The following is a 14,369-nucleotide window of genomic DNA, read 5'->3' as shown; positions in this document are numbered from 1 at the left end:
TGACACTATGAGCCAGGCCCTTACTCCTCACCGACGTGCCAGCGTACCCATGGTCGAGCCGGTGGAGCAGCCGCAGTACCTGACCTTCAGGCTGGGCACTGAGACCTATGCGCTGGAGATATTGCATATCAAGGAAATCATTGAGTATGGTGGCCTGACGGAAGTGCCGCTGATGCCGCGTTTTCTGCGCGGTGTGATCAACCTGCGCGGCGCGGTGGTACCGGTCATCGACCTGGCTGTGCGGTTTGGCCGGCCCGCCACCACCATAGGCAAGCGCAGCTGCATCGTGATCGTGGAAGTGCAGTACGGTGACGACTGGCACGACCTAGGCGTGATTGTGGATGCCGTGGACGAAGTGCTGGATCTGCCGCCCGAAGCTATCGAGCCGGCGCCGGCCTTTGGCGCCCAGCTGCGGGCTGAGTTTATCCGTGGCATGGGCAAGATCAGCGGCCGATTTGTCATCGTGCTGGCGCTTGAGCATGTGCTGTCCATCGACGAAATGGCCGAATTGGCCGGTACCAGTGAAAGCCTGCATCCTGAAAGCTGAGCATGTGAGCCCCGCACCGGTGGAGGCACTTTCCCCGCATGATTTTGGCCTGGTGCAGATGGCGGATGCCGAATTTCTGCTTTACCAGGTGCTGGTGGAGCGGCTGACCGGCATACATCTGGCACCCATCAAGAAAGCCATGTTGTCTGGCCGCCTGGCCAAGCGGCTACGCGATCGCAGCATTGCCAACTACGGTGAATATTTCCGCCTGATAGGCGACGGTGGCGATGCCGAGGAGCGCCAGCTTGCCATCGATCTGATTACCACCAACGAAACCTATTTTTTTCGCGAGCCCAAGCATTTCGATGCCTTGCGCGATGTCTTGCTGCCGCAACTGGGGCGGCAGCCGGTGCGCATCTGGAGCGCAGCCTGCGCCAGCGGAGAGGAGAGCTATAGCCTCGCCATGGTGCTGGCCGATCGATTGGAGCCTGGGGTGGCATGGGAGGTCATCGGTTCCGATATTTCCAGCAGGGTGCTGTCGATGGCGCGGCGCGGGCTCTACCCGATGGAGCGGGCGCATCATATTCCGCCTGAATACCTCAAGCGCTTCTGCCTGCGGGGCACCGGCGACTATATGGGTAGCCTGCTGATAGACAAGGGGCTGCGACAGAAGGTGCGCTTCATGCCGGTCAACCTGATTGCCCCCTTGCCGGAATTGGGTCGGTACGACGCGGTCTTCCTGCGCAACGTCATTATCTATTTCGATGCCGAAACCAAGCGTCGGGTGGTGAATGCCGTTGCTGCCACCCTCAAACCTGGGGGCTGGCTGGTGGTCGGCCACTCCGAATCGTTGATAGGCATACCCAGCGATCTCGAGCCGATACTCCCCACCATCTATCGGAAGCGCATATGAGCTTTCAGATTGATATCTTTCTGCAGCCGGGCGAGGTGTATTTCGGCGACCGTGATACCCGCATACGCACCCTGCTGGGCTCTTGCATCGCCATCACCTGGTGGCATCCCAGCCGGCAGGTGGGTGGCATGTGCCATTACCTCTTGCCGCAGCGGCCACAGGGGCATCCACGTGGCGAAGGCCCGCTGGATGGACGCTATGCCGAGGAGGCTTTCCAACTGGCCATGCGCTATATTCATTCGGCAGGGACCTTGCCCGCAGACTATGTGGTGAAGATGTTTGGCGGTGGTCAGATGCTGATAACCGATACCGGCCGCATGCCGGCTGTGGGCGAGCGCAATATTGAATTTGGCAAGCAGTGGCTGGCGGGCAATGGCTTCCGGTTGAGCCGGGAGCACCTGGCAGGCAATGGCCATAGGCACATCGTGTTTGATGTCGCCACTGGCGATGTGTGGTTGCGCTACCGGCCGCAGGATGAACCCGCCGGCAAGACTAAGCCATAGCGTACCCCGGCAGGCGCGGGGGCTTGGGGACAGACAGGGGGGATGCGATGCCCATCAACGTGCTGATCGTCGATGACTCGGCCGTGGTGCGCCAGGTGGTGAGCGAGGAGCTGGGCCGCGAGACCGATATCAAGGTCATCGGTGCGGCTGCCGACCCTATCTTTGCCCAGGAACGCATGAAGCTGCAGTGGCCCGATGTCATCGTACTGGATATCGAGATGCCCCGTATGGACGGCATCACCTTCCTGAAAAAACTGATGGTGGAGCGGCCCACACCGGTCGTCATCTGTTCCAGCCTGACTGAGAAAGGTGCGGCCATTACGCTGGAGGCCTTGTCCAGCGGGGCATTGGGCATCATCACCAAGCCTTCCATCGGCGTGCGGGATTTTCTGCAGGACAGTTCGTCTGACCTGATTTCGGCCATACGGGCGGCCTATGCCGCTACAGGCCGCCTGAAACTGCTGCGCAGCATGCCCGCCACGCCATCTGCCGCGCCGCCTGCCAAGCAGCCGGCGACGCCCATGTCCTTCGTGACGGAGAAGATACAGTCTCCCAAGCTGACCGCCGATGCGATATTGGACGCACCCAATGGCATGCCCGTGGTGGGGCAGACCGAACGCATAGTGGCGGTGGGCATATCGACCGGCGGGGTGCAGGCCTTGGAACAGATACTGCCCATGTTGAGCGCAGATTGCCCGGCCCTGGCCATCGTGCAGCACATGCCCGAGAAATTCACGGCGACCTTTGCGGCGCGGCTCAATACCCTGTGCCGGATCGAGGTCAAGGAGGCGCAGAATAATGACAAGCTCTTGCGCGGCCGGGCCTTGATTGCACCGGGCGGCAAGCACCTGCTGGTGAAGCGGGCGGCGGGCCACTATTACGTTGAGGTGATAGATGGCCCCTTGGTGAGCCGGCACCGGCCCTCGGTGGATGTATTGTTCCGCTCGGTGGCCAAGTGCGCCGGCCGCAATGCGTTGGGCGTGATCATGACGGGCATGGGCGACGATGGCGCCAAGGGACTGAAGGAAATGCGCGACAGCGGCGCCGCCACGATAGCCCAGGATGAAGCAAGTTGTATCGTGTTTGGCATGCCCAAGGAGGCCATACGTCTGGGCGCTGCCGACAATGTGGCCAGCCTGGGGGATATTCCCGGCTTGATTGAAAGGGGCGCGCAGCGGCAGCTTTCCCGATAGCTTGGGCTAGTATTCTGTTAGACGGTGCGATCAAGTCGCCCTATATTACAGCTTGTTAATATTAACTGGCGGGACTCAAGGGCAAAGCCGATGTCAGTCAACGCAGAACTCAGCGTCATGGTGGTGGAGGACAGCGCGGTGCAGCGTCTGCACGCGCTCGACCTGTTGGCCAATCTGGGGATCAAGAAAACGCTGGAGGCAGAGAACGGACGGCACGCGCTGGAGGTGCTGGCGGTGAACGACAAGCCCGACATCATGATTACCGACCTGGAAATGCCGGATATGGATGGCGTGGAATTGATACGCCATATTGCCGAGCAGCACCTGGTCAATGCCTTGATCGTGGTGTCTAGCCGCGAGACCACCATCTTGTCCACGGTGGAAACCATGGCCCAGGAGCACGGACTGATCGTGCTGGGTATTGCGCAGAAGCCACTGTCCTATGATGGCCTGGCCAATCTGATCGCCAGATTCCGCCCCGGCGAGGTGTCGGACAAACAGCGCGAAGCCCAATACAGTTTTACCCCCAACGATATCCGCCGGGCCATCATCAATCGCGAGCTGGTGCTGCACCACCAGCCCAAGGTGACGACCCATTCGGGCGTGATGCGGGGGGTGGAGGCGCTGGTGCGCTGGCAGCATCCCGAGCTGGGACTGGTGCCACCGGCCAATTTCATTCCCTTGGCCGAGGAAGCCGGCATCATTGATGAATTGACCGATTGGGTGCTGGAGACGGCGCTCAAGCAGTTGCGCGACTGGCATGCCAGGGGCTTGACCATCAGCGTGGCGGTCAATCTGTCGGCCAAGTCGCTGTCTACGCCAGACCTGGCTGATCGTATTGCGGCCGTGACCAGCCGCATCGGCATAGAACCCAAATACCTGCTGCTGGAGATTACCGAAACCGCCGTGATGTCGGATCTAGCCTTGTCCTTGGGTACCTTGGCGCGCTTGCGGCTCAAGGGCTTCGGCCTGGGCATAGATGACTTTGGCACGGGTTTCTCATCCATGCAGCAGCTCTCGCGTATTCCCTTTACCGAGCTGAAGATAGATCGTTCCCTGGTACATGGCGCCTCCGAAAAACCCCATCTGCATGTCATGCTGCAAAGCACGATAGAAATGGGCAAGAAGCTACACCTGACTACGGTGGCGGAAGGCGTGGAAAACCCTTCAGACTGGCAGTTGATAAGGCTGTTGGGCTGCGACGTGGCGCAGGGTTTTTATGTCTCCAAGCCGGTGCCTGGCGATGCCCTGGCGGGCTGGCTCAAGCAAGGTACCCAACATCTGCGGCCGCAACGGCCCAGCATGGGTTGAGCCAGTCAGGCCCGGAGCTGGCGGTGCCGCCGTGCCAGGGTCAGGCTGGCGATATCGGGCAACGCCCCAAGGGGGCGGGGCAAGCCGGGGTGAGGGTCTTGCCTGGCGGCTTGGCCATCAGGGCCGCCAAGGTACCTCGCTGATGCAGCTTGTCCAGCGCCGTGTTGATACGGCTGAGGTAGTGGCTGATAGGGGCATTGCGGGCTACGCCGATATGGATGGGGTCTTTCACCATGGGGCGGTTGATGATCTGCCAACGGCCCAGGTGACCATAGCGCAGGTTCAGATGCTGTTCCATATCGTGCGGATCCTGGCGGGTAACGGCCAGCAGCACGACATCCACCCGCTTCAGCCCCAGCATGATCAGCCTGCTTTCCAGGGAGGGAGCTTCCTCCTCCACCTTGAACAGCTTGCCGCGCTGTTCCTCAAACTCGCCACCATACTGGGCGCCACGCATGATGGAGAGCGTCTTGCCACGCAGGTCTGCTAATCCGTGATAGCTGAAGGCTTCGCCGGAGCGCACCACCATCCAGACATGCGTATCCCAGATGGGACGGGATAGCAGCAAGGCAGCTTCCCGCCTAGTGGTACGTGAGACGCCCCATAGTAGGCCCTGGCCCAGTTCTGCCATACGCTGCGCGCGGCGCCATGGATAGGCCTTGATATCAAACTGCAGCCGGGCTTCATCCCCCAGCAGCCGTATGGCCTCCGCACGCCTGTCATCGACCGGCTTGGGTTGGCCGGCGGCTGTCATCCGCTCTGCGATCAATATGGTGAGCCGTGCCGGTTCCACCGAGTTTGCCATGGCAGTACCGATCAACAGGAGCGAGCCTAGGCAGGCAAACAGGCGGTAGATCAGGGGTAATCCCATGGCGCGGCGCTATCACAAGGGGATGAACAGGTGCCTATCCTACAGAGGGAAGGTGAAAACTACCATGCCATTGCCGGCCCATGCTTGTGCGTCACGCTCCCCTCCATCAGATCGTTACCGATACAGGGGGAAGCGTCTTGCAAGCGGGTGCTGGTACGCGTGGCGTTAGTGGTTACCCTGCTCGCCAGCCCGCCAGTGCCCCGACTTGCCACCACGCTTTTCCAGTAGCCGTACGGTGTCGATGACCATGCCCTTGTCCACTGCCTTGAGCATGTCGTAGATGGTCAGCAGCGCCACGCTGACCGCCGTCATGGCTTCCATCTCCACCCCGGTGCGCCCCACCGTCTCTGTCGTGGCGCGGCAACGGACTGCATGGTGGGTGGCATCCAGCTCAAACTCCACCGCCACATGGGTCAAGGGGATGGGGTGGCATAGCGGGATCAGGGTGCCAGTCTGCTTGGCCGCCATGATGCCGGCTAGCCGCGCCACACCCAGTACATCGCCCTTGCTGGCCAGGCCCCTCTGCAATCGCTCGAAGGTGCTGGGCTGCATGCTGATACGACCCTCGGCGATGGCGACCCGGTGGGTCTCCGCCTTGTTGGCCACGTCCACCATGTGGGCCTGGCCCTGGGCGTCGAAATGGGTCAAATCATTGCTCATGTCTTATGCTCGTCTGCGGCGACTGCCGCCAAGGTATTGAAATTGGCAAAGCTGGCGCTGTCGTCAAAGCCGACAGCAGCGGCAGGCAGGGTGTTCAGCCAGCCCAGTACCCGGCCCTGGCCGCTATCGAGATAGCGCGACAGGGCGCTGCACAGGGATCGATGCAGCAGGCAGCACACCGGCTGCGGACCCTCTGCTGTCGTGGCGTAGGCCGCTAGGGTAGTGCCGTTTACCGCACTCAGCAGGCGGGCGGCCAGCTCAGTGGGTAGCAGGGGCATATCGCATGGCAGGCACAATAGCCAGTCGCTCTGGCTGTGTAACAAGGCAGTCTCTATACCGGCCAAGGGGCCGGCGTGGCCAGGGCGGCTGTCGCCCAGCAGTGGCAGGCCGCTGGCAGCATAGTCGGCGAGGTTGCGATTGACGCTTAGGCTGACCCGCTGGGGGCGGACGGATTGATGCGCCAAGCGGCTCAGTGCATGCTGGTACAGGGGTGTGCCCTGCCAGGGCACCAGGCCCTTGTCCAGGCCGCCCATGCGGCTGCCCTGGCCGCCGGCCAGTATCACGGCTTCAAAAGGTTCAGTCGTGTTCGTCATTGCCATATTGCTCGCTGACGACCTTGTGCCAGCGGGCGGCTGCACTGTAGTCGGTTTCGCGGGCATCCACCCAGCGCGGTCCTTCGGGTGTCCATTCCTTCTTCCAGAAAGGGGCTCGGGTCTTGAGGAAGTCCATAATGAAGGCATTGGCTTCGAAGGCGGCATGGCGATGGGCGCTGGCGACCAGCACCAGCACGATGGCGTCGCCAGGGTATAGCTTGCCGACCCGGTGGATGATGCTTACCCCATGCAGTGGCCAGCGCACGGCGGCTTCTTCTGCGATCCGTATCAGGGCTTTTTCGGTCATGCCTGGGTAGTGTTCCAGTTCCATCGCCACGACATCATCGGCCAGGTTCAGATCACGTACCAGGCCCACAAAACTGGTGATGGCGCCAATACCGCGGTCGCCGGCAGACAGGGTACGCATCTCGGCCTGCAGGTCGAAGTCCTCGGCCTGTACCGCAACATGAAAGCGCGCCGATGGAATCGTAGCTTGAGGCAGTGTTTCCATCGCGCTAGCCTCCTGTGACGGGAGGGAATACCGCGACCTCGGCACCGTGGTGCAACTGGGCGCTGAAATCGGCCATTTCCTGATCCAAGGCGACGCGATAGACGCGCTCGCCAGCCAGTTCCTCTGCCCAGACGTCGCCACGGGCCGCCAGGTGGGCAATCAGGCCCGCCACGGTTTGTATGCCTTCGGGCAGGCTCAGTTGTTCTTCTGCCATGCCAAACCGCTCACGCAGGCGGGCGAAGTAAAGCAGTGTCACTTGCATAGGGGCTATCCAATCAATTGATCCAGTGGCAGATACCGTACGGTATCGCCTTTCTTCACGGTATGGCCGGCGGGCAGGTCTATCAGGCCGCCGGCCCAGGCCAGGCTGCTCATGACGGCGGAGCCCTGGCTGGGGTAGAGGGTGGCGCTCAATCCACCGATGCTGTCTACTTCCAGCCTGGCGCGCAGAAACTCCCGGCGCTTGTCGGCGCGTGGCCAGTCAAAGCCGGCGCTGACCTGGAGGGCGGCAGCCGGTTGTGACGGGCAACCCATACGGCGCAGCAGGAAAGGACGGGCCAGCAGTAAAAAGGTCAGGAAGGCGCTGACTGGGTTGCCGGGCAGGCCGATGAAGTCGGCCTGTCCTACCTTGCCAAACGCCAGCGGCTTGCCGGGCTTGATGGCAATACGCCAAAGATCCAGCTGCCCCAGCTCGGATACCGCTGCCTTGACGTGGTCTTCCTCGCCGACCGAGACCCCGCCGCAGGTGATGACCACGTCGTTCTCCCGTGCCGCATGGCGCAAGGCGGCCAGGGTGGCGTCATGGCTATCGGCCACCTTGCCGTAGTCGTTGACCTGGCATCCCAGCCGGCCCAGCAAGCCGCCGATGGCAAACTGGTTGGAGTTGTAGATGCCACCTGCCGGCAGCGGCTGGCCGGGCTGGGTCAGTTCGTCGCCGGTACACAGCAGCCCCACCCGCAAGGCCGGATGTACCGCCAGTTCGGCTATGCCCAGAGAGGCGGCCAGCGCGATATGTTGGGGGGCCAGTCTTTGGCCTGCCTGCAATACCGTGCTGCCAGCAGCGATGTCCTCTCCCAGCCGGCGTATGTGCTGGCCAGGGAGGGGGGGCGTCTCCAGGCTGATCACGGCGTCGCCAGCGTTGACCTCCTCTTGCGGTACCACGGCGTTGCAGCCCGGCGGCACAGGCGCGCCGGTAAAGATGCGGGCGGCGCTATTGGCCGCTAGCGGCTGGCCGGTTGCGCCAGCGGCGATGCGTTGCACCACCGGCAGGCTCGCGGGTATCTGTGCAAAGTCGGCGATATGGAGGGCATAGCCATCCATGGCGCTGTTGTCGAAACCGGGTACTGCCAAGGGGGCGATCACATCTTGCGCCAGCACCCGGCCATCGCATTCGCTCAGCGGCAGGAATTGCTGCCGGGTATCGGCCTGGGCTGACGCCAGCAGGCGGGCCAGGGCTTCGTCAAAGGTCATCAGGGACATGGCAACGGCTCAGAGTCATAGGTGCGACCTAACCCTACACCAAGGCGGCATGCAAGGGGAGGGTGGTGGCACAAAGCCCTTGATTTTGTTATGGTGCGTTTGTGCTGCTGTAGCAAGGCGCGGGGATTCTGCGTGCAGCCTGCAAGAACCGCCCGGTTCACCGGGCCCAGTCTGCCGCCGGAGAGGCGGTGTATCAACATGGAAGGAACTGCCATGTCCAAGCGTGTCGTAACGCTGGCGCACTATTACACTGCGCCGGAAATCCAGCAGATGGCCGACAAGGTCGGCGACTCTCTCGAACTCTCGCTCTATGCCCGTGATGCCAATGCCGACGTGATCGTCTTTGCCGGCGTGCGCTTCATGGCAGAGACCGCCAAGATACTGAATCCTCAGGCCGAGGTCATACTGCCTGACGCCGGTTCCACCTGTTCCCTGGTGACGCAGACCGACGTCAAGCGCCTCAAGGCCTGGCGCGACAAGCATGCCGACCATGTGCATGTGTCCTATATCAACAGCTCGGCCGAACATAAGGCCTTGAGCGACTGGATCGTCACCAGCCGCAATGTGGACGACATCATTGCCCACCTGTATGCCCAGGGCCAGAAGGTGATCTTCTCGCCCGACCGCAATATGGGCGCCTACCTGAACTACCAGTACGGCTACGACATGCCGCTCTGGAGTGCGGTGTGCGAGGTGCACGACAAGTTCAACGAAACCGCACTGAATGAAGGCATGGCCGCGGTGGCTGGCCCACGCTACCTGATTGCCCACCCGGAAAGCCCGCTGCCGGTACTCAAGCGCGCCGACTATGTGGGCTCCACCAGTGGCATGCTGAACTGGGTGAAACAGTTCGACCGCGAACCCGACGCCACTCTGTTTGTGGCAACCGAGGATGGCATACTCTACAACATGGGCCTGGCCCGGCCAGACCTCAAGATTGTGCAGGCGCCCATCTATGCCGGCTGCCAGTGCAATCAGTGCCCTTATATGAAGCTGAACAACGTCGAGCGGGTACAGCGCGCGCAGGCTGGCGAAGGCACCCGCATCGATTACCTGAGCCACGAGCAGATGGATGCCGCCCGCTTGCCGATAGAACGCATGCTGGCGTTCAGCGAGGCGCAGATGCGGCAAGCCAAACCGGCGCCAGAGGTAATGCCTGCCTGATAATAGGCAAAGAGTAAGATCGAGGGCAGTGTGAACTGCCCTTTTTGTTGCGTTGCGCCCAGCCCGCATGCCGCTTGGCTCATGGCCGAAGCCTACGATGTGCAAGCGGTGGCCCAACGCTGTCATGGCAGGACAAACGGCGTACATACCATGCGTGAATTCGACTACCTGATCTTCATCGGCCGCTTCCAGCCTTTCCACAATGGCCATCTGTGGACCCTGCAGCACGCCCTGCAGCTGGCAGACAAGGTGATCGTGCTGTGTGGCTCGGCCCGGCAGGCGCGTACACCCAATCATCCGTGGACGGTCGATGACCGCGAGCAGTTGATACGCATGTCCTTGTCGGACGAGGTGCAGGCCAGGGTGTTCGTCGTCGGTATCTCGGACCGCATGTATAACGACCAGCAATGGCTGACTGAGGTGCAGAACCTGGTTGACCGGGTGATCGCTGTGGACAACTCCGACGTGGGTAGCCGGCAGGCGCAGTTCCGCATCGGCATCGTCGGGCCGCCACGGGGGGCCAAGAAGGGCAATGCCGAGTATCTGGATCTGTTCCCGCAGTGGCAACGGGTGGAGGCGCCCGAGTTGCCCGATGTGCATGCCTCGCGCATACGCCATGCTTTTTTCGATCCAGACCGGGGTGACGACTGGCCGGGCTGTGCGGCACTGCTGCCAGCACCGGTATTCAACTGGCTCAATGCCTTCCGCGCGGGCGAGACCTTTGCCAACCTGCAGGGCGAGTACCTGTTCGTTAAACGCTATCGGCAGAGCTGGGCAACGGCGCCCTATCCACCTACCTTCGTGACGGTGGATGCGGTGGTCATCCATTCCGGGCATGTGCTGCTGGTGCGTCGCCGGTCTGCGCCGGGCAAGGGCCTGTGGGCGCTGCCTGGCGGCTTTGTGACACCGGATGAACGGATCAAGGATGCCGTGATACGGGAGCTCAAGGAAGAAACCCGGCTCAAGGTGCCAGCCCCGGTATTGGCGGGCTCCATCCGCGCCAGCAGGGTATTTGACCATCCCCAGCGCTCCCTGCGGGGACGCACCATTACTCATGCCTTCCTGATCGAACTGGCGCCAACCTCGGAGGGGCTGCCCAAGGTCAGGGGCGACGACGAGAGCGACAGGGCCAAGTGGATGCCGCTGTTCGAGTTCAATCGGATGGAAGAGCAACTGTATGAAGACCACTTCTATATCGTGAACTGGTTCCTGGGACAGGTCTGACGCGCCCTGCCTATACTGCCGCCATGGAACCGGGACGCATGTATCTATGGCGGGGCAGGGCGCTGGTGCTGGGGGTGGACAGCGACTCCACGCCGCATGCCCACCATGCGCTGCAACTGAGCCTGGCACTGGAAGGCGCCTTCCGCCTTACCTTGCAGGACAGCAGCACACGCATGGCCACGGCGGCACTGTTCCTGCCGGGGCAGCCGCATAGGCTGGCGGCCAATGGCGCCTTGATGGCACACCTGTTCATCGACCCCGGACAGCGTTCGCTGGCAGATTGGCGCCGGGACGAGATACCCGCCGCGCTGCCTGCCGACCTACTGGCGGCCTTGCGGGCTGCCTGGCGTACACCACTTGCGCTGAGTGCCTGTGAGCCCCTGGTGGCGCAGTGGCAGGATGCCTGGCTGCCTGGGTTTGACCGGGCACCCGTGCTGGACAGCCGGATTGCCCAGGCGCTGGCCCTGCTGGCGGAGGAGGGCGAGCTCACGGCCGAGTACCTGGCCGACACATTGCAACTGTCGCAAAGCCGCTTCAGCCACCTGTTCAGCCAGCATACCGGCCTGCCTTTTCGCCGCTACGTCTTGTGGATGCGGCTGCTGGCCGCTGTGGCGCAGCTGGGCCGAGGCGGCAACCTCACCACGGCCGCCCATGCGGCAGGCTTTGCCGACCTGGCCCACATGAGCCGGGTATTCCATGCCACTTTCGGGGTGGTGCCCTCCACCCTCAGCCGTGTTGCCATCGTGGCGGCGTAGCGGAATCGTTCAAGCCCGGCCATGGGCTGGCGCGCTACATTGTGTCTTCATACCAAGAGGAGGCAGCCCATGAGCGCCATAGACCAGTTGTTCGACCGTTATGGCGAGAGCCATCAGCACCCCTTCAACAAGCGCGTGCACTGGGTGTGTGTGCCGCTGATCACTTTCAGCCTGCTGGGCCTGCTGTGGGCGGTAACGCCGTGGCTGGCCATAGGTTTCAGCCTGCTGGCGCTGACCTACTACCTGCGCCTGTCGCCCGCCATTGCCCTGGGTATGCTGCTGGTGGCGGGCAGCATGCTGTTGTTGCTGTCACGCCTGCCCTATGTGCTGGAAGTCAGTCTCACCATCTTCGTGCTGGCCTGGATAGGCCAGTTCATCGGCCACAAGGTAGAGGGCAAGAAGCCCTCGTTCTTCGAGGACATCAAGTTCCTGCTGGTGGGGCCGGCCTGGCTGCTGGGTTTCATCTATCGCCAGTACCGTATTGCCTATTGAGCGATGAGCCCAAAGTACGCAACACAAAGCAAACAGCCCTGCAATGCAGGGCTGTTTGTCTTGGTACTGTCGACTACCATTGCCTGCGCTGGGCAATCAGGGCCGTGGCATCGGCGGCCGGCAGGGGTTTGGCAAAGTAATAACCCTGGGCGAAATCACAAGCCATCTCTCGCAGGGCAGCCAGTTGCTCGGCAGTCTCCACGCCTTCGGCTATCACCGCCATGCCCAGGTTACGGGCCAGCAGCACAATGGCGCGTACGATTTCGCGGCTGAAGTGGTCACCGGTGATCTGGCGTACAAAGGAGCCATCTATCTTCAGTACATTGGAAGGGAAGCGGTGCAGATAGGACAGTGAGGAATAGCCGGTACCGAAGTCATCCATCAGTATCTGTATGCCGCGCGCACGGATGGCTTCCAGCATGCCTATGGTGGCATCGGTATTATCCATCAGTATGCTCTCGGTAATCTCCAGCTCCAGCCTGCCAGCCTCTATCCCTGCATTGCTGATGGCGAAATCGATCTGCTCAACCAGATTGGGCTGATTGAACTGCTTGACCGACAGGTTGACGCTGACCCGCAGCATCAGGTCGGGGAAGGCCTGCTGCCATTCGGCCACCTGCAGGGCCGAGGTTTCAAGCATCTGCCGGCCGATTTCGTTGATCAGACCGATTTCCTCCGACAGGGGAATGAACTCGGCCGGGCTGACCAGCCGGCCATCAGGCTGGCGCCAGCGCACCAAGGCCTCAAACGCCGCAATACTGCCGGTGTTGAGATCGACGATGGGTTGGAAGTAGGGCAGGAACTCCTGCGCGGCCAGGGCACGGCGCATTTCCTGTTCCATCTTGAGGGCGCGCAGCATGGTGCCCTGCATGGCACGGTCAAACACCTCCAGCTTGCCACGACCGCGCTGTTTGGCGCGGTGCATGGCCGTATCTGCGTCCCGTATCATCTCCTCGGGGTGCGAGTAACCACCCGACGAGAGGGCGATGCCCACACGGGCGCCGGGATAGACCTCGTGGCCTTCCAGGTCTATGGGCTTGGCCAGCTCGGTCAGCATGGCCTCGGTAAAGCGGAGCGCCTCGGAGGGATCCTCGATGGCATCGAGCAGGATGGCGAATTCATCGCCACCAAAGCGTGCCACAACGTCGCCTGGCCGTTGCACCTGGCCCAGGCGCTCGGCGGTGACGCGCAGGATGCGGTCGCCGGTGGCATGGCCAAAGCTGTCATTGATATAACGGAAGCGCTCCAGGTTAAGGCAGAGCACGGCGCAGAGATAATCTGGGTCGCGCGTGGCGTGGCCCAGCGAAAAGCCCAGGAAATCGGTAAACATGGCCCGGTTGGCCAGGCCGGTGAGGCTGTCGTGCAGGGCGTCGTACAGCATCTGCTCTTCGGCCCGCTTGCGCTCCGTGATGTCGGTCAGCGAACCGGCCATGCGAAATGCCAGCCCGGTATCGGGGTCTATCATGGCCATGCCACGGGTCAGCATCCAGCGCCAGCTGCCATCTTTGTGGCGCATGCGATGCTCGGCCTCGAAGTGCGGTGTTTCACCCTTCAGATGCTGTATCAACTGCAGGCGCAGGCCTTCGCTTTCGTCCGGGTGGGTCAGCGCCAGCCAGGTCTCGGGCACCGGATCCAGCAGCTCGGCTTCGTCATAGCCCAGCATGGCTTTCCAACGTGGCGAGAAATAGATGCTGTCCTCGCGGATATTCCAGTCCCACAGGCCATCGTTGGCGCCGCGTATGGCCAGTTCATAGCGCTCCTGGCTCTCGCGCAGGGCCAGTTCGGCCTGGCGCTTGGCGCGGCGGTTGCCGGTCTCGCGCAGTTCACGCTCCACTACGCTGGCCAGCCGCTTCAGGTGGGTCTTGAGGATGAAGTCGTTGACACCGGCCTTCATCATGGCCACGGCGGATTCCTCGCCTATGGTGCCGGTGACGACGATAAAGGGGATGATCTGGCCATGCTCACGGAAGACCTTGAGGGCTTCCTGGGCAGAGAACTGCGGCATGGAGTAATCGGACAGGACTAGATCCCAATTACCCCTGTCCAGGGCGGCACGCATATCTTCCGGCGTGTCCACCCGTTGGTAGTTGACGGTAAATCCCTGGCGGCGCAGGGCGAGCACATTCAGCAGTGCGTCGTCTTCCGAATCATCGACGACCAGCACCGAAAGGGTTTTATCCAACAGGTTGGGTTCGTCCATGTGGATCAACAGC

16 protein-coding genes are annotated in these 14,369 nt (G+C 62.0%); 9 read left to right on the top strand and 7 right to left on the bottom strand.

Annotated features, from left to right (window positions below; genetic code table 11):
- Nucleotides 1–7: 7 nt before the first annotated feature.
- From QWZ03_RS01955 to QWZ03_RS01935, 5 genes are all read left to right on the top strand, one after another.
- Nucleotides 8–547, top strand: coding sequence for a chemotaxis protein CheW (locus QWZ03_RS01955; protein WP_290331192.1), 540 nt, complete (start codon nucleotides 8–10; stop codon nucleotides 545–547).
- 4 nt (nucleotides 548–551) lie between these two features.
- Entirely contained in the window at nucleotides 552–1,400 is an 849-nt protein-coding gene (locus tag QWZ03_RS01950) for a CheR family methyltransferase (protein WP_290331191.1), read from the top strand.
- Entirely contained in the window at nucleotides 1,397–1,903 is a 507-nt protein-coding gene (locus QWZ03_RS01945) for a chemotaxis protein CheD (protein WP_290331190.1), read from the top strand. The genes QWZ03_RS01950 and QWZ03_RS01945 overlap by 4 nt, the downstream gene beginning before the upstream one ends.
- 47 nt (nucleotides 1,904–1,950) lie before the next feature.
- The gene (locus tag QWZ03_RS01940; RefSeq protein WP_290331189.1) at nucleotides 1,951–3,096 is read left to right on the top strand and encodes a protein-glutamate methylesterase/protein-glutamine glutaminase; all 1,146 of its coding nucleotides are present in this window, start codon (nucleotides 1,951–1,953) and stop codon (nucleotides 3,094–3,096) included.
- 90 nt (nucleotides 3,097–3,186) lie between these two features.
- The gene (locus tag QWZ03_RS01935) at nucleotides 3,187–4,407 is read left to right on the top strand and encodes a GGDEF/EAL domain-containing response regulator (RefSeq protein WP_290331188.1); all 1,221 of its coding nucleotides are present in this window, start codon (nucleotides 3,187–3,189) and stop codon (nucleotides 4,405–4,407) included.
- Between the two features lie 40 nt (nucleotides 4,408–4,447).
- Here the strand turns inward: QWZ03_RS01935 and QWZ03_RS01930 are convergent, their stop codons facing one another.
- The 6 genes from QWZ03_RS01930 to QWZ03_RS01905 form a co-directional block, all read right to left on the bottom strand.
- On the bottom strand, nucleotides 4,448–5,278 hold the full coding sequence (locus QWZ03_RS01930; RefSeq protein WP_290331187.1) for a substrate-binding periplasmic protein: 831 nt from the start codon (nucleotides 5,276–5,278) through the stop codon (nucleotides 4,448–4,450).
- A 165-nt stretch (nucleotides 5,279–5,443) separates the two neighbouring features.
- On the bottom strand, nucleotides 5,444–5,938 hold the full coding sequence (gene moaC / locus QWZ03_RS01925; RefSeq protein WP_290331186.1) for a cyclic pyranopterin monophosphate synthase MoaC: 495 nt from the start codon (nucleotides 5,936–5,938) through the stop codon (nucleotides 5,444–5,446).
- Nucleotides 5,935–6,531 (bottom strand): molybdenum cofactor guanylyltransferase MobA, encoded by a 597-nt coding sequence (mobA, locus tag QWZ03_RS01920; RefSeq protein ID WP_290331185.1) that lies wholly within the window; start codon nucleotides 6,529–6,531, stop codon nucleotides 5,935–5,937. Before mobA ends, moaC begins: the two co-directional genes overlap by 4 nt.
- A complete protein-coding gene (gene moaE / locus QWZ03_RS01915; protein WP_290331183.1) occupies nucleotides 6,515–7,042 on the bottom strand; it encodes a molybdopterin synthase catalytic subunit MoaE in 528 nt (175 codons plus the stop codon). Before moaE ends, mobA begins: the two co-directional genes overlap by 17 nt.
- Before the next feature lie 4 nt (nucleotides 7,043–7,046).
- Entirely contained in the window at nucleotides 7,047–7,304 is a 258-nt protein-coding gene (gene moaD, locus QWZ03_RS01910) for a molybdopterin converting factor subunit 1 (RefSeq protein WP_284194443.1), read from the bottom strand.
- Between the two features lie 5 nt (nucleotides 7,305–7,309).
- Nucleotides 7,310–8,521 (bottom strand): molybdopterin molybdotransferase MoeA, encoded by a 1,212-nt coding sequence (locus QWZ03_RS01905; RefSeq protein ID WP_290331182.1) that lies wholly within the window; start codon nucleotides 8,519–8,521, stop codon nucleotides 7,310–7,312.
- Between the two features lie 213 nt (nucleotides 8,522–8,734).
- Between QWZ03_RS01905 and nadA the strand changes: the two genes are divergently transcribed.
- The 4 genes from nadA (at nucleotide 8,735) to QWZ03_RS01885 (ending at nucleotide 12,156) form a co-directional block, all read left to right on the top strand.
- The gene (nadA, locus tag QWZ03_RS01900; protein WP_290331180.1) at nucleotides 8,735–9,685 is read left to right on the top strand and encodes a quinolinate synthase NadA; all 951 of its coding nucleotides are present in this window, start codon (nucleotides 8,735–8,737) and stop codon (nucleotides 9,683–9,685) included.
- 150 nt (nucleotides 9,686–9,835) lie between these two features.
- The gene (locus QWZ03_RS01895) at nucleotides 9,836–10,909 is read left to right on the top strand and encodes a bifunctional nicotinamide-nucleotide adenylyltransferase/Nudix hydroxylase (RefSeq protein ID WP_284194440.1); all 1,074 of its coding nucleotides are present in this window, start codon (nucleotides 9,836–9,838) and stop codon (nucleotides 10,907–10,909) included.
- Nucleotides 10,910–10,947: 38 nt separating this feature from the next.
- Nucleotides 10,948–11,664: a helix-turn-helix domain-containing protein gene (locus QWZ03_RS01890; protein ID WP_290331179.1), complete on the top strand. Its 717-nt coding sequence runs from the start codon at nucleotides 10,948–10,950 to the stop codon at nucleotides 11,662–11,664.
- Nucleotides 11,665–11,733: 69 nt separating this feature from the next.
- Nucleotides 11,734–12,156, top strand: a complete 423-nt coding sequence (locus tag QWZ03_RS01885) for an Mpo1 family 2-hydroxy fatty acid dioxygenase (RefSeq protein WP_290331178.1) — start codon at nucleotides 11,734–11,736, stop codon at nucleotides 12,154–12,156.
- Between the two features lie 73 nt (nucleotides 12,157–12,229).
- On the opposite strand, the gene QWZ03_RS01880 is transcribed toward QWZ03_RS01885, so the two are convergent.
- Nucleotides 12,230–14,356 (bottom strand): putative bifunctional diguanylate cyclase/phosphodiesterase, encoded by a 2,127-nt coding sequence (locus QWZ03_RS01880; protein WP_284194437.1) that lies wholly within the window; start codon nucleotides 14,354–14,356, stop codon nucleotides 12,230–12,232.
- Nucleotides 14,357–14,369 lie beyond the last annotated feature (13 nt).

Origin of the sequence: Chitinimonas viridis (assembly GCF_030409555.1) — a bacterium.
GTDB lineage: Bacteria > Pseudomonadota > Gammaproteobacteria > Burkholderiales > Chitinimonadaceae > Chitinimonas > Chitinimonas viridis.
Note: the sequence above shows the minus strand (reverse complement) of the source record. Positions and strands in the feature narration are given on the sequence as shown.

Bases quoted from the DNA above. Each gene is read 5' to 3' on its own strand.
- QWZ03_RS01955 (WP_290331192.1), top strand. From the start codon at position 8: ATGAGCCAGGCCCTTACTCCTCACCGACGTGCCAGCGTACCCATGGTC.
- QWZ03_RS01945 (WP_290331190.1), top strand. From the start codon at position 1,397: ATGAGCTTTCAGATTGATATCTTTCTGCAGCCGGGCGAGGTGTATTTC.
- QWZ03_RS01940 (WP_290331189.1), top strand. From the start codon at position 1,951: ATGCCCATCAACGTGCTGATCGTCGATGACTCGGCCGTGGTGCGCCAG.
- QWZ03_RS01935 (WP_290331188.1), top strand. From the start codon at position 3,187: ATGTCAGTCAACGCAGAACTCAGCGTCATGGTGGTGGAGGACAGCGCG.
- QWZ03_RS01930 (WP_290331187.1), bottom strand. From the start codon at position 5,278: ATGGGATTACCCCTGATCTACCGCCTGTTTGCCTGCCTAGGCTCGCTC.
- moaC (WP_290331186.1), bottom strand. From the start codon at position 5,938: ATGAGCAATGATTTGACCCATTTCGACGCCCAGGGCCAGGCCCACATG.
- mobA (WP_290331185.1), bottom strand. From the start codon at position 6,531: ATGACGAACACGACTGAACCTTTTGAAGCCGTGATACTGGCCGGCGGC.
- moaE (WP_290331183.1), bottom strand. From the start codon at position 7,042: ATGGAAACACTGCCTCAAGCTACGATTCCATCGGCGCGCTTTCATGTT.
- moaD (WP_284194443.1), bottom strand. From the start codon at position 7,304: ATGCAAGTGACACTGCTTTACTTCGCCCGCCTGCGTGAGCGGTTTGGC.
- QWZ03_RS01905 (WP_290331182.1), bottom strand. From the start codon at position 8,521: ATGTCCCTGATGACCTTTGACGAAGCCCTGGCCCGCCTGCTGGCGTCA.
- nadA (WP_290331180.1), top strand. From the start codon at position 8,735: ATGTCCAAGCGTGTCGTAACGCTGGCGCACTATTACACTGCGCCGGAA.
- QWZ03_RS01895 (WP_284194440.1), top strand. From the start codon at position 9,836: ATGCGTGAATTCGACTACCTGATCTTCATCGGCCGCTTCCAGCCTTTC.
- QWZ03_RS01890 (WP_290331179.1), top strand. From the start codon at position 10,948: ATGTATCTATGGCGGGGCAGGGCGCTGGTGCTGGGGGTGGACAGCGAC.
- QWZ03_RS01885 (WP_290331178.1), top strand. From the start codon at position 11,734: ATGAGCGCCATAGACCAGTTGTTCGACCGTTATGGCGAGAGCCATCAG.
- QWZ03_RS01880 (WP_284194437.1), bottom strand. From the start codon at position 14,356: ATGGACGAACCCAACCTGTTGGATAAAACCCTTTCGGTGCTGGTCGTC.